Genomic DNA, 12,590 nt, shown 5'->3' with positions numbered 1-12,590 from the left:
CTATTTCCAGGTAATGGACTTTTTCGCCACTTCTTCAAATTGATATTTAAGATGCGAAAACCTGGCTTTTAAAAGCTCTTTACGCCCCTCAAGGGTTCTTGTGAACTGTATTTTTGACCGATCCACATGAGAATTCCAATATTTTTGAAAGACTAAGGCTTCCTTTTTGTTTTTACCTATTTCCGTTGGCACAACATAATAGCTTCTAATTTTTAGTTTACGCTTCAACCAATTACTATTGACCAATAGATATCTAGGATTATCAATTGGTGCAATGATTTCCTCTAAAAGCGATACAAATACATTACTATCATGCTGGCTGGCATTTTTTAAATAAATGGAAAAAGCTCCTTTTATAAGTTGTTCAGCATGTATTATGGCATTTTTTGATTCGAAATATGTTGTTTTATCATCTAACAAATAGGCCAACAAAGCCTTTCCAATTTTCTTTGTTTTCTTGTATTGATTGCCGAACAAAAAGTATAGTTTCAGCGCTTTAAATGTTTTTGGACCAAAACCAAGAATTAGGGCGGCACAAAATAAATAGATCACCTGTATTACCCCTTTGCCTATTACGGCGCCCATATTTTTAATCAAAAATTCAGGGACAAACATAGAAACTCCTAAGACTACCTCTAGCATTACATACTTCCCGGCATTTAAGGCATGTAATTTCTTTGTTTTTGCAAAAGGTTGATCGCTAGCTGAAGGTATTTTCAGTTCTCTCACCAAAACATTTCCTTTTTCAATCGCTTGATGCCATCTACTTTTAAATTCAGATTTCTGTTGTGCCTGTTCAAGCATATCTGCGTTAATCCCTTCTAAATTGGTAGTTTCTGACCATTCTACAGGCAATACCAATCGGTCTATTCCATTGGAAATGTAGATTTCATCACATAGAGAGACACCCGTAAAAGCTTCAAAACGTTGCTGCAGTTTTTCCATGTCCTTACCACCATCAGTGGCAGTTGGATCTAAACAGGCCAAGTGCCAAATGGTTCCGGTTTTATTAGGATCGTTGGCATCTACCCGAATAGCACGCCCTCGCATTTGATTGGAAGAAACAAAAGAACCCACATAAGAAGCCAAGATCAAGGTGTTGATACAAGGAGCATCCCACCCTTCACCAAGAAATGCCTTGGTTCCGATCAGGGTTTTTATCACTCCGTCTTCAAACAATTGTGTAATAGATTCCGCTATCTTGTTTTTAAGTGCTTCGGGCACTTGAATAAATAGGTATCCTACAGACCCCTCAACAGGATGTACTTGTAATTTTTCAATAGTCAGAAGTTGTTTTAAATTGGGTAATGCATTTTCATGCACTATGACCATTGAACCGGTTAACACGCCTAACTTTTCATCACCGGTCTGTTTGGCCAAAATGTATTTGAAAATGGGAACCACCCCAAGCTTGTTCAATACTTTAGTATCGCTTCCTTCAAAATCTAAAAACTCCTTTCGGATAAAATCAGCCAAAATTACCGTTCTACTGTCAGCACCAAGATTTGCATCCGTGCTTTTTACGATTTGATAAATACTCTCCAGTTTACTAGGGCTATTTGACAGATTTCGATACAAGACCTCATCACCAACGAAATTGACCCGTTTGTGCTCTAGTACACCTATTCGCTTCAACTCCTTTTCCAAAGGCATTAAAATATCCTCAAATGCCATAAAAGTTTCGCGTTGATCCACTAACAGATTTTGCAATAATGCTTCCGACCATTCATACGTAAAACTAGGGAAGCTTACGTCGTTGGTAGAAAAGCCAAGTATCTTTAAATTCTGTTCATTTACGGCATAACCACAAGAATTCAGGTAAATAATAATCGAGGAGAAAAATGTAGGGTGTTGATAAATATAATCCAACGATTCTTTAGGGTTCACGTAGAAATCTTGCGTAATCAACTTTTCCTGCAAGCCCTTATTGGCAATAAGATTTTTTGTGAAATTTAAGATCTGCTCCCTGTAATTAACGATATACTTGATCTGGGCTTCTTCTGGTTTTGAGAAGTAGACAAAATCTTGATGCGGACAAAGATCTCCATTCTTTATAAGGTCCGGAACCGCAATTTCATCATCTATAGGTCCGCATAAACTAAAATAACGGTTGATTTCAGTGGTAGAACTGTCGTATGGTGGTGTAGCGGTCAGGGAAACAACTGTTAACCCTTCAATTTCCTTAAGATGATACAGGCAATGCCACCATTCATTTTTAAGGTGATGCGCCTCATCTAAAACCAAGGTCTGTATACCATGAGATTTTATAAACTCCACCAACATTTCTTTCCCATTATTATCGAAAGATTTCGTTAGCGCATAAAGCGACTGATAGGTGGAAAAAGTAATGAAATCAGGTTGTTTAATATCAAGGGATAAAAACTTGAAATCCTGCTTTGCCGTAAAAAACTCCAATAACCTGGATCGCCATTGATTGCGTATGGTCAATGTTGGCGCCAATACCAAGGTGGGCTTACCTATACGGGTCAAAATTTCTAAGCCTAATATGGTTTTACCAGACCCAGGCGGTGCTATTACGTGCAAGTGCTCATCTTTAATATGCTCTTGAAAACCATCTAAAAATTGTTGTTGATAGGTTCTCCAGGTATATTTGAACTTTAAGAGGTCACGTATTTTCTGCATCCAAAGTCATTTATCGACTAAGCCTATAAAAATAAGTAATTACGGCTGTAGCTATTCTTCAAATTCCCCTATTTTTGTAAAACTTCAAGAGATGTACGTTGTATTGCATACCCACTAAGAGATTAGGGCAATAAAACGTTTGAACATAAATATTCAGGTATGGCGAAAAAGGGCAAGGCTAAAAACACATTGAACAAAGCAAAGCATGCCAAACTAATGGATAGAAAGAAGAACAAATTGAAAAAAGAGGCTGCCCTTAGAAAAGAACGGCTTAAAAGCATTATCAAAAAAAGTCAGGAATCCAAGAACTAGAAATAAATATAGAATTATGTATCCACATATACGCCCAAGAAGATTAAGAAGCTCAGAAGCTGTACGTAGTTTGGTTAGGGAAACCATTATAGCACCAAGCGATTTTTTAGTACCCTTATTTGTGGTAGAAGGCAAGGGAATCAAGGAAGAAATACCCTCTATGCCCAACTACTACCGCCTTAGTTTGGACAATTTGACCAAGGAGGTAAAAGAGCTTTGGAACATGGGCTTGCATTCGGTGCTTCTTTTTGTGAAGGTGCCCGATAATTTAAAGGACAACAAGGGTTCTGAAGCTTTGAATGAAAACGGATTAATGCAATTGGCCATAAAAACAGTAAAAAACGCGTGTCCGGATATGTTGGTGATGACCGATGTTGCCCTTGACCCCTACACTTCTTACGGTCATGACGGTATTGTAGCTGACGGAGAAATCTTGAACGACGAAAGTGTAGAGGTATTAACTGAAATGAGCGTATCTCACGCCAAGGCAGGAGCCGATTTTGTAGCACCTAGTGATATGATGGACGGTCGTATTATCAGTATTCGTGAGGCTTTGGAAGATGAGGGCTATTTGAACACCGGTATTATGGCCTACAGTGCAAAATATGCCAGTGCTTTTTACGGTCCGTTTAGAGATGCTTTGGATTCTGCTCCCGTAGATATCAAAAATGTGCCTAAGGACAAAAAGAGCTACCAAATGGATTATGCGAACCGATTTGAAGCCATACGGGAAACTCAAATGGATATCGATGAAGGTGCGGATATCGTCATGGTGAAACCAGGATTGTGTTATTTGGATATTGTACGTGAAATAAAAAATGAAGTGGACGTTCCGGTTGCCGTGTACCAGGTTTCTGGTGAATATGCTATGGTAAAAGCTGCCGCTGAAAAAGGGTGGCTAGATCATGATGCCGTAATGATGGAACAACTGACCGCAATTAAAAGAGCAGGTGCCAATATCATTGCCAGTTACTTCGCCAAAGATGCCGTAAAACTTTTAGGATAATATGCGCAGCTATTTGTTTATACTTTTCGGTTTATTTTGTTTGATTGGGGTTGCCCAGAAGAGCGAAGACAAACCCTTGTTGCTTCCGGTAGGTTCTAGTTTACAAAAAGCTTCCTTGGCGACCTATGAATTGGATTCTATCGCCATTTACAGCAAAGTAGACAGTATTATAACAAATGGTATAAAAAATGAGGCCTTTCCAGGTGCTCAGATTTTGGTTGCTAAAGAAGGAAACATCATTTTTCATAACGCCTACGGATTTCATACCTACGATAGCATTCAACCTGTCGCCTTAGATGATGTATATGATTTGGCATCGGTCACCAAAATTTTAGGTCCCCTACCTGCTATTATGAAATTAGTAGATGAAGGCAAGTTGAATTTGGATGTCCCTTTTAGCACCTATTGGAAACCCTGGAAAAGACAGAAAGACAAAGCAAAAATTACGCTTCGCGAGATATTAGCGCATCAAGCAGGACTAGAACCCTACATTGTGTACTTGAGCAAGACCTTAAAAAATAACGGTCGGTTTAAAAAGAGGTTCATCCGTAGGACTCCTAATAAACGATTTAGCAACGAAGCTTTTGACGGAATCTATGTTAAAAACAGGTTCCATAGAAAAATGTATCGCATGATTAATCGGTCGGAAGTTTCTGAGGAGAAAAAATACAAATACTCAGGGTTGTCCTTCCTCATTTTTCCGGAGTTGATTACGCAGTTAACAGGGACACCCTATGCGGAATATATGGAACAGGAATTTTATAAACCACTTGGTATGAAAACCTTCGGTTTTCTCCCAAGTACCAAAAAATTCAGCAATAACATTGTTCCTACGGAGGTAGACACTATCTATAGACATACCTTGACCCAGGGTTGGGTACATGATGAAAATGCATCGCTCCTCGGCGGTATTTCAGGTAATGCCGGGTTGTTCGGCACCGCGCAAGATTTGGCGATTATCATGCAAATGTATGTGCAGGGTGGACTTTTCAATGGTAAACGATATTTACTAGAAAACACCGTAAAAGAATTTACACGGGTTCAATATCCGGAAAATGATAATAGAAGAGGCTTGGGTTTTGACAAACCTTATTTGGACAACGATCAGTTTACCTTGGCGAATGCCTATCCGGCAGCCCAGGTAAGTGCATCTAGTTTTGGTCATAGTGGCTTTACCGGTACCTTTGTTTGGGCAGATCCAGAACATCAATTGGTGTATATCTTTCTATCCAACAGGGTATATCCCACCCGTGAAAACCGCAATATTTACGACCTAAACATAAGACCTGCTATTCAACAAGTATTTTATAAGGCATTTGATAACGTTTTACAGCACACACCTTAGTATATTTATTGATATATTAGAGGTTTAAAACAACCGTATGGGACTATTAATTTTCTACGCATTAATTTCAATTTTCTTTTCCTTTCTATGTTCAATATTAGAAGCGGTATTACTGAGCATAACGCCCACGTTTATTAACGTGAAGCTTAAGGAAGGTAAAAGCTATGCCAAAACCTTGGAAGAGCTAAAGAAGGATGTTGACCAGCCTTTGATCGCCATACTTACCATTAACACCATTGCACATACAGTAGGTGCCATTTTGGTGGGTGTACAGGCAAAAGCGGCCTATGCGGACCTTTACGGCAACCAAAGCAGGTCTCTTTTTGGTATGGAATTTACCGAAGACCTTATGGTTGGAATCGTATCTACCATTATGACCATCTTAATTTTAGTAGCATCGGAAATTATTCCGAAGACCATAGGGGCCACCTACTGGAAACAATTGGCCAACTTTTCTGCCAAGACCTTGAAAATTATGGTCGTAGGCCTACAATATACCGGTCTGTTATGGCTGTTACGCCTATTTACCAGAATGGTGGGTGGCGGCAAACACCATGGCAGCGTTTTAAGCCGGGAAGACTTTCATGCCATGACAGATATGGCCCACAAGGAAGGTGTATTTGAAAAATCGGAATCTACGATTATTAAAAATTTACTCCGTTTTGAGGATATTCTCGTAAAGGATATCATGACCCCTAGGGCGGTAATGAAAATAGCATCAGAAGAGAAGACCATTGCAGATTTTTTCAAGGATAACCAGAAATTGCGATTTTCCCGTATTCCGGTCTTTACGGATAAGATGGATAATATTACCGGTTTTGTCCTCAAGGATAATATTTTGGAGGAAATGATCAACCAGAATGGTGATATTCCGCTAAAGGAAATAAAACGTGAGATTCTGGTGACCCGTAGAAGCACTCCCATCCCCACGTTGTTCGAGACCCTGATTGAAAAACGCGAGGCTATTGCCTTGGTCGTAGATGAATATGGATCGGTCAGCGGACTAGTAACCATGGAAGACCTTATTGAAACCTTGTTGGGGCTGGAAATTATGGACGAGAGCGATAATATAGCCGATTTGCAGGCATTGGCCCGTAAGAATTGGGAAGTACGCGCTAAAGAATCCGGAGTGATAGAAAAACCGGCAGAGCCCAGTCCCGATAAAGAATAAAAACCCATGGAGGATACCGCATTCATAAAGACTCCGCTAGGTATTGCCAAAATTGTTGGTGATGCCGATGGAATATCCTCTATTGTCATCTTAAATACCGAAGAACCCCTTACCGATATTATCCCAGAATCATTGGAGGATGCCGTATACCAGCTCAACGAATATTTTGAAGGTAGCCGCAAGGAGTTTTCCCTAAAACTGAATCCGCAAGGCACAGAATTTCAAAAAAAGGTGTGGGCAGCCCTTGAAACCATACCGTATGGGAGAACCCTATCTTACCTTCAGCTCTCCAAACAGTTGGGCGATGCCAAGGCCATACGGGCGGTAGGCTCGGCCAATGGTAGAAATCCGTTATGGATCGTGGTGCCCTGCCATAGGGTCATAGGTAGTGATGGCGCCCTTACGGGATATGCGGGCGGTCTACATAGAAAAAAATGGCTTTTGGAGCATGAAAGTCCGCACAAACAACAAAGTTTGTTTTAAAACCCATTTTGATTACCTGCTTAAAAACAAACCGCTTAGTCGGTTAATGGCCCTACTTCATCTCTAAATGAAGGAATTCATGCATTAGGTCAATGTTCCAGTAACACCTATCCTAGCATTTCACATGGTGTACTTACATCTTTCCACACAAAACCGACTAGGTGGTTGGTTAGTGATTTTTAAGACCACTTTCCTAACTTATCCTATGAAACCTGTTAAATGTGAGCCGATTATAGATTTCTGTAATGGAAAATACCTAAATATTTGTAGGTTTATTCTCGAATAGGATATAAGCGAATAGAAAAATCAGCTATTATCTATATTCCTTGATATTAGGGGTATATGTACAATTGTGTAAATAAACGATTGTTGTAAAACATTAAAAAAACTAAATGAAATCGACATTAACATTGTTCCTAATTATAATTATCGGATTTTCAACTTACGCTCAAAATCAGAATTCAAAAATGAGCATAATGAAAGCTGAAAAACCAATTTTAATAATAAACGACTCTATAATTGGAGGTATTGATTTGTTAAACAAAATATCGACTGACAAAGTTCTGGAACTAAATATTTTCAAAGAAAGAAAATTAAGCGCTACTTATCTGTTTATTGAAAACGAAAAAAATGCTGGAATTGTAATAGCTAATGTCACTCACGAATTTAAACAAAAAACACAGAAGGAACTGAATATCTTTTTTGGACTGAATGAAAAAAATGATGTTTATGTTAACGGATATTTAATTGAGAATAAAAATCAGAATATATCGTCGGAAAGTATAGTCGGAATTGAATTTAATAAAAGCTAACAATTTTAGAACGAAAAAGTCCGTTTTGAATATAGAAATCGAATAATAACGTTTTACAACACCGTATAAAATTAATTGCAAGTGCAAGCCAACTTACGAAAATCCTCTCGGATTTTCTATTCGGTTTGTATTTGCTAAATTAGGTGCTTAAACCACGCAAATAATCTTATACGAACACGATAGCACCAATAAAATCAATAAATGAACAAATTATTAAACAATATTCCTTTTAAAAAGACTTTTACTTTAGCCTTTATTTCTATGGTATGTTTCAATTTTTTGTCCTGTGATAAAGACGATATTGATCACTCCATAATTGGAATTTGGGAAAATAAAAGTGAATCTAGCGGAGATGAAAATTTTAAAATGACACAAACTAATACATTAGAATATACATCTAATGGAGCACTTATAGTCATTAATGAAACCATTACATCATATGAAAACCAAATGATATTAGATACAACGGTTTCATCGTATTTAGGAACCTATTCTATAAACAAAGATGTAGTTACTGAAATTTATGAAAAAGAAATTACAACAATTAATGGAGAAACAATATCAGAAAAGGTTTTAAACGACAAAATCAATAAAACTTTTAAAATTGAAAATAATATCCTTACTCTTAAATTCGCTGATGTAACAGGTAACATAACTCAAAGTGGTAGTACATTCTATAGAAAATAAATAACTAATGCCTAACAATAGTAACCGTTACACAAGCCCTTGACCGGCAACAAAATGGATTATTATAAACCTCTTTAAGAGGCTTTTTTTTAGCCTGTTGGTAGTAGAACGTCAATGTTCGCCAGTGCGAATGCGATGGTATGTATCTTCCTCAGTCCCATGAACTGGGTCAAGGTTCCCAAAACGGGCGCTACCGTGCTCTGCCGCTTACCCTTCATATAACTCCCCTGTGGGCGCTCCACCCTGGCGATGTTACGAAAATATTCTGCCCGAACAGACTAGGTACTTAGTTTGCTAATTTTAAGAACACTTTCCTAACTTTTCCTTTGAAACCTGTTAAATATGAGCCGATTATAGATTTCCGTAATGGAAAATACGCAAATAATTGTAGGTTTATTCTTGAATAGTATATTAGTGATTAGAAAAATAAACTAATACACATATACATCGAAATTAGGGTATATGTGTAATTGTGCAGATATATGATTGTTGTGCAAAATATCGGAACGCAACGAAAAACGAACTAAAAAATTAACAACGAAAATATAAACTAATAAGAAATTGAATTAAACGGATTTTTATGAATGACGAAGAACAAGCATATCTGAATGACTTTTTAGAAATTGAAACCAAAATCGAGAGACAAAAAGACACTTTTGAAACGAGCCATTATACTGGTGTAGAAGCATTTTTCTATGAACATTTAAAGAACACAATAAATACAAAGTATAATTTCGATGATGTGAATATTTATAACATCGAAATTGGCGATAAAATATATTTATCTCAATCAAATTGGTCAATTGAGTTTAGGAAAAAACACGAATTGGAAGATGACATTGCGGAATATGAAATTGAATACGAGATTATAAATATTAAGATTGAGTTTTTGAGTAAAAGTATTAATCCAGATACGAATTTACCAAGAATGAAAATTATTGTAATTCTAAAGAGTAATTAGAAAAAATACTTTGCACAACAACGGTAACCGTTGCACAACTTCTTTTATAAAATTAATAGATGATATTCAGATGGTTTAACAAATTTAAACATCTAACAACCAACTGTTTATAATTTTTATGAACTTAAAAAAAAAGGTTTTTAAGCTTATTTTATGGTTATGCAACAAGCACAACGTGTATAATTCATTGCTAGTACTCGCTTACTTACGAAAATCCTCACGGATTTTCTATTCGGTGTGTATTTGCTAAATTAGTTGCTGAAACACGCAACGAAATCATACACAAACACGTTACCAAACATTTGAAATAATAATATGATAAGACAAAATCCATTTTCTCTTTATGATTTTCTTGGTTATTTTATTCCAGGCGCATTATTATTTTATTTAGTTCTCTTTATAGATTATGTTGAAAATCTATCAGAGAATTTTGAATTAAAAAACTTTATAGCTAAGAACAATGACTTTCAATTAGATAAGGTCCTATTTTTTATAATAATCAGTTATTCTCTCGGTCATTTGCTAAACTTTATATCTTCTATTACAATTGAACGTTATGCAAATTGGAAATATAATTATCCTTCAAAATACTTACTTGGATTTGACTACTCTGGTTTTTGGGCTACCAAAAGCAAACGAGGTATAGTTTGGCGTATTTGCTTAATCCTAATTGTGTTTCCAGTTACTGTTCTTGATTTAATTCTTGGAGAAGTTTTAGGCTTTAAAAATTTCTACACTAGAAAATTGGATAAATTTCTAATTGACTTAATTATTTTAAAAGGGCAGAAATTATTTAATCGACTAGCGGATGGACAATTAAATGGATATGACGTCATAAAAGTTAGAGATTATGACTTTCATCGAATAATTACACATTATACTTTTGAACATTCCAAAAATCATCAATTCAAAATGGTCAATTATGTGGTTCTTTATGGATTTTTAAGAACATTAACCCTGATTACAACAATTTCATTTTGGTATATAATATTCACCCATTTTTCCGAACTAGGTAATTTAACAATCATAATTATTCTATCGTTATTATCATTAATAGCATACATTTTCTTTATGGCTTTTATGAAATTTTATAGAAGGTATACTCTTGAAGGATTAATGTTAATTGCAATAAATGAAGATTTGAAATAAAAAACGTTTGGTAACAATGGTAACCGTTGCACAACTCCTTTTTTAAAATAAATAGATGATATTAAGATGGTTTGACAAAATTAAATATCTTACAACCAATTATTTATGATTTTGATAAACTTAAAAAAATAGATTTTTAAGCCTATTTTATGGTTGTGCAACAGCCTCAATGCCTAAACGTAATGCGGACTTTAGGGCAAAAACGAAAGGTCTGTATATATTTATAAAGTCGCTAAATCTTATGGATTTAGCTGTAGAACAAGAAAAAATAAAACTAAACAATAAGCTTTAGCTTCGTGCGCAGACGGAAACGAAAAGTTTCCCTACTTCCGCACTACGCTTAGCCTAACCGATGTTGTTGCATTATTCATAAACTTGTTTATTGTTTTTAATAGGTATTCATGTGTTCGCTACGCTCGTGACTCCTACGTTGACCCTAAGTGCTACATCTCGTTTTGCCAACGCTACTACTCGCCCATTGTTTTCGCAGATGTCGTACATAGCGCTGCGTTACCATTCATTACTTGAAAATTAAAAAATTCATTTTCTAAATTAGAACATTTTCTTATTGTCAAAGTATTTTTTTAAGAATGTGATTTGAACTAAAAACATTAAAGTTGCTGCGAAAATTATATAAGTTGTCTCTTTTGAAACACTTAAAAATGAAATTGATAACTTACTATAAGCCTTGGTGAAATTTAAATGATTAACCCAACTATCTGTTGATGCTTCACCATTAATAAAAGCGTACATAAACAAGAGAATAACACTTACAAAAATGATAAAGAAAACCGATTTAGGAATCAATGGTTTGTACAAATAAGCTTCATTAGTTTTAAAAACTTTAGACATTACATTTGCTGTAAAATCAAAAGAAGGGGATTCCACTGGAGAATCTTTCATCATCTTATCTACTAATTTTTCTAAAAGTTTATCGTTATTTTCTTTCATAAGATGCAAGTATTTCGGGTTCTAATTGCCTTTTTAAGATTGAAGCCAGTTTTTTTCGGCTTCTAAATAGTTTTATTTTAACATTATTAGCACTACAATCCAAAATCTTAGCAATTTCTTCTGTAGACTGGTCATCAAAATAATATAAGGTTAATAAAAATGCTTCTTTACTGGGTAAAAGAAACAAGCACTCTTGTATTTTTTGATTTCTTTCTTTATCATCAATATTGTTTAGAACATCTTCCATTGCATGTACTTGATGCTTATTAAAATCTTCTATATAAATAGTTGAGTTTATTTTTTTACATTTTTTTAATTTATCCAAACAGGTATTATAAGTTATCTTATAAATCCAAGTTGAAAATTTAGCGTCTCCTTTAAACTTATGCAATGAACGATAAATTTTTACAAAAGTATCTTGTGAAGCCTCTTCTGCTTCTTCTTTACTTTTTAATATTTTATATGATAGTGTAAAGACTAAGTTCTTGTATTGATTTACCAACACAGAAAATTCATTTGTATTTCCTTCTAATATTAGATTAATATGATGTTGGTCGTTTATAAAACCCATATAACTGATAAGACGACAATAAACCGCAAATGGTTACACATAACTCTTAAAAAAATTATTAATAATGTGTAACCAAAATGAAACTATAGCCGTCATAGCTAATGAACACCTTAATTATTAATCAATTTAAATATAAAAATTATGGACACTAATATTTTAATTCCAATAAGTTTGTTTTTAGCAATTTTCGGTATCGTTTACCTTTATTTATCTACTAGAAACAAAGAACGTCTAGCGCTTATTGAAAAAGGAGCAGACGCAAGTATTTTTGGTAAGAACAGTAATTCTTTTCAGAAAATAATTCTTTTAAATCTAGCACTTTTGTTAATGGGGATTGGCATTGGCGTTTTTATTGCACTGCTGTTATCTATTTACACAACATTTGATAAAGGTGCCATTTACCCTGCAATGATATTTTTAATGGCAGGTGTATCATTATTTGTAGGTTATAAAATGACCGAAAATCTAGATAAATAATTAAGCAATCAAGAACTATAAA

General features: G+C 35.2%; 13 protein-coding genes. 10 read left to right on the top strand and 3 right to left on the bottom strand.

What is annotated here, in order from left to right; translation table 11 throughout:
* Nucleotides 1-2,643, bottom strand: coding sequence for a DEAD/DEAH box helicase family protein (locus ABVM52_RS08555; RefSeq protein WP_405384999.1), 2,643 nt, complete (start codon nucleotides 2,641-2,643; stop codon nucleotides 1-3).
* A gap of 159 nt (nucleotides 2,644-2,802) precedes the next feature.
* On the opposite strand from ABVM52_RS08555, the gene ABVM52_RS08550 reads away from it, so the two are divergent.
* The 9 genes from ABVM52_RS08550 (at nucleotide 2,803) to ABVM52_RS08510 (ending at nucleotide 10,569) form a co-directional block, all read left to right on the top strand.
* Nucleotides 2,803-2,955, top strand: coding sequence for a hypothetical protein (locus tag ABVM52_RS08550; RefSeq protein ID WP_164674225.1), 153 nt, complete (start codon nucleotides 2,803-2,805; stop codon nucleotides 2,953-2,955).
* A gap of 16 nt (nucleotides 2,956-2,971) precedes the next feature.
* Nucleotides 2,972-3,961, top strand: coding sequence for a porphobilinogen synthase (gene hemB, locus ABVM52_RS08545; protein WP_405384998.1), 990 nt, complete (start codon nucleotides 2,972-2,974; stop codon nucleotides 3,959-3,961).
* A gap of 1 nt (nucleotide 3,962) precedes the next feature.
* Complete coding sequence (locus ABVM52_RS08540; protein WP_405384997.1) at nucleotides 3,963-5,306, top strand: serine hydrolase domain-containing protein; 1,344 nt, start codon at nucleotides 3,963-3,965, stop codon at nucleotides 5,304-5,306.
* A gap of 37 nt (nucleotides 5,307-5,343) precedes the next feature.
* Complete coding sequence (locus tag ABVM52_RS08535) at nucleotides 5,344-6,477, top strand: CNNM domain-containing protein (protein WP_405384996.1); 1,134 nt, start codon at nucleotides 5,344-5,346, stop codon at nucleotides 6,475-6,477.
* 6 nt (nucleotides 6,478-6,483) lie between these two features.
* On the top strand, nucleotides 6,484-6,960 hold the full coding sequence (locus tag ABVM52_RS08530) for a methylated-DNA--[protein]-cysteine S-methyltransferase (RefSeq protein WP_405384995.1): 477 nt from the start codon (nucleotides 6,484-6,486) through the stop codon (nucleotides 6,958-6,960).
* A gap of 392 nt (nucleotides 6,961-7,352) precedes the next feature.
* Nucleotides 7,353-7,772 carry a hypothetical protein gene (locus ABVM52_RS08525; protein ID WP_405384994.1) on the top strand — a complete coding sequence of 140 codons (420 nt, stop codon included), beginning with the start codon at nucleotides 7,353-7,355 and terminating at the stop codon, nucleotides 7,770-7,772.
* 201 nt (nucleotides 7,773-7,973) lie between these two features.
* Nucleotides 7,974-8,459, top strand: coding sequence for a hypothetical protein (locus ABVM52_RS08520; protein ID WP_405384993.1), 486 nt, complete (start codon nucleotides 7,974-7,976; stop codon nucleotides 8,457-8,459).
* Nucleotides 8,460-9,039: 580 nt separating this feature from the next.
* Nucleotides 9,040-9,420, top strand: coding sequence for a hypothetical protein (locus tag ABVM52_RS08515; protein WP_405384992.1), 381 nt, complete (start codon nucleotides 9,040-9,042; stop codon nucleotides 9,418-9,420).
* Between the two features lie 315 nt (nucleotides 9,421-9,735).
* Nucleotides 9,736-10,569, top strand: a complete 834-nt coding sequence (locus ABVM52_RS08510) for a hypothetical protein (RefSeq protein WP_405384991.1) — start codon at nucleotides 9,736-9,738, stop codon at nucleotides 10,567-10,569.
* A 552-nt stretch (nucleotides 10,570-11,121) separates the two neighbouring features.
* Here ABVM52_RS08510 and ABVM52_RS08505 read toward each other — a convergent pair.
* Nucleotides 11,122-11,520: a hypothetical protein gene (locus tag ABVM52_RS08505; protein WP_405384990.1), complete on the bottom strand. Its 399-nt coding sequence runs from the start codon at nucleotides 11,518-11,520 to the stop codon at nucleotides 11,122-11,124.
* Nucleotides 11,507-12,091 (bottom strand): RNA polymerase sigma factor, encoded by a 585-nt coding sequence (locus tag ABVM52_RS08500; RefSeq protein ID WP_405384989.1) that lies wholly within the window; start codon nucleotides 12,089-12,091, stop codon nucleotides 11,507-11,509. Before ABVM52_RS08500 ends, ABVM52_RS08505 begins: the two co-directional genes overlap by 14 nt.
* A 141-nt stretch (nucleotides 12,092-12,232) precedes the next feature.
* On the opposite strand from ABVM52_RS08500, the gene ABVM52_RS08495 reads away from it, so the two are divergent.
* Nucleotides 12,233-12,568, top strand: coding sequence for a DUF6249 domain-containing protein (locus tag ABVM52_RS08495; protein WP_405384988.1), 336 nt, complete (start codon nucleotides 12,233-12,235; stop codon nucleotides 12,566-12,568).
* Nucleotides 12,569-12,590: the final 22 nt, after the last annotated feature.

Origin of the sequence: Maribacter sp. LLG6340-A2, assembly GCF_045057105.1 — a bacterium.
GTDB lineage: Bacteria > Bacteroidota > Bacteroidia > Flavobacteriales > Flavobacteriaceae > Maribacter.
The sequence above is the reverse complement of the archived record's forward strand: the minus strand, read 5'-3'. Positions and strand labels throughout refer to the sequence as shown.

Excerpts from the sequence above, each read along its gene's own strand:
- ABVM52_RS08535 (WP_405384996.1), top strand. The coding sequence starts at position 5,344 with ATGGGACTATTAATTTTCTACGCATTAATTTCAATTTTCTTTTCCTTT.
- ABVM52_RS08510 (WP_405384991.1), top strand. The coding sequence starts at position 9,736 with ATGATAAGACAAAATCCATTTTCTCTTTATGATTTTCTTGGTTATTTT.
- ABVM52_RS08540 (WP_405384997.1), top strand. The coding sequence starts at position 3,963 with ATGCGCAGCTATTTGTTTATACTTTTCGGTTTATTTTGTTTGATTGGG.
- ABVM52_RS08505 (WP_405384990.1), bottom strand. The coding sequence starts at position 11,520 with ATGAAAGAAAATAACGATAAACTTTTAGAAAAATTAGTAGATAAGATG.
- ABVM52_RS08550 (WP_164674225.1), top strand. The coding sequence starts at position 2,803 with ATGGCGAAAAAGGGCAAGGCTAAAAACACATTGAACAAAGCAAAGCAT.
- ABVM52_RS08555 (WP_405384999.1), bottom strand. The coding sequence starts at position 2,643 with ATGCAGAAAATACGTGACCTCTTAAAGTTCAAATATACCTGGAGAACC.
- ABVM52_RS08520 (WP_405384993.1), top strand. The coding sequence starts at position 7,974 with ATGAACAAATTATTAAACAATATTCCTTTTAAAAAGACTTTTACTTTA.
- ABVM52_RS08530 (WP_405384995.1), top strand. The coding sequence starts at position 6,484 with ATGGAGGATACCGCATTCATAAAGACTCCGCTAGGTATTGCCAAAATT.
- hemB (WP_405384998.1), top strand. The coding sequence starts at position 2,972 with ATGTATCCACATATACGCCCAAGAAGATTAAGAAGCTCAGAAGCTGTA.
- ABVM52_RS08515 (WP_405384992.1), top strand. The coding sequence starts at position 9,040 with ATGAATGACGAAGAACAAGCATATCTGAATGACTTTTTAGAAATTGAA.
- ABVM52_RS08500 (WP_405384989.1), bottom strand. The coding sequence starts at position 12,091 with ATGGGTTTTATAAACGACCAACATCATATTAATCTAATATTAGAAGGA.
- ABVM52_RS08495 (WP_405384988.1), top strand. The coding sequence starts at position 12,233 with ATGGACACTAATATTTTAATTCCAATAAGTTTGTTTTTAGCAATTTTC.
- ABVM52_RS08525 (WP_405384994.1), top strand. The coding sequence starts at position 7,353 with ATGAAATCGACATTAACATTGTTCCTAATTATAATTATCGGATTTTCA.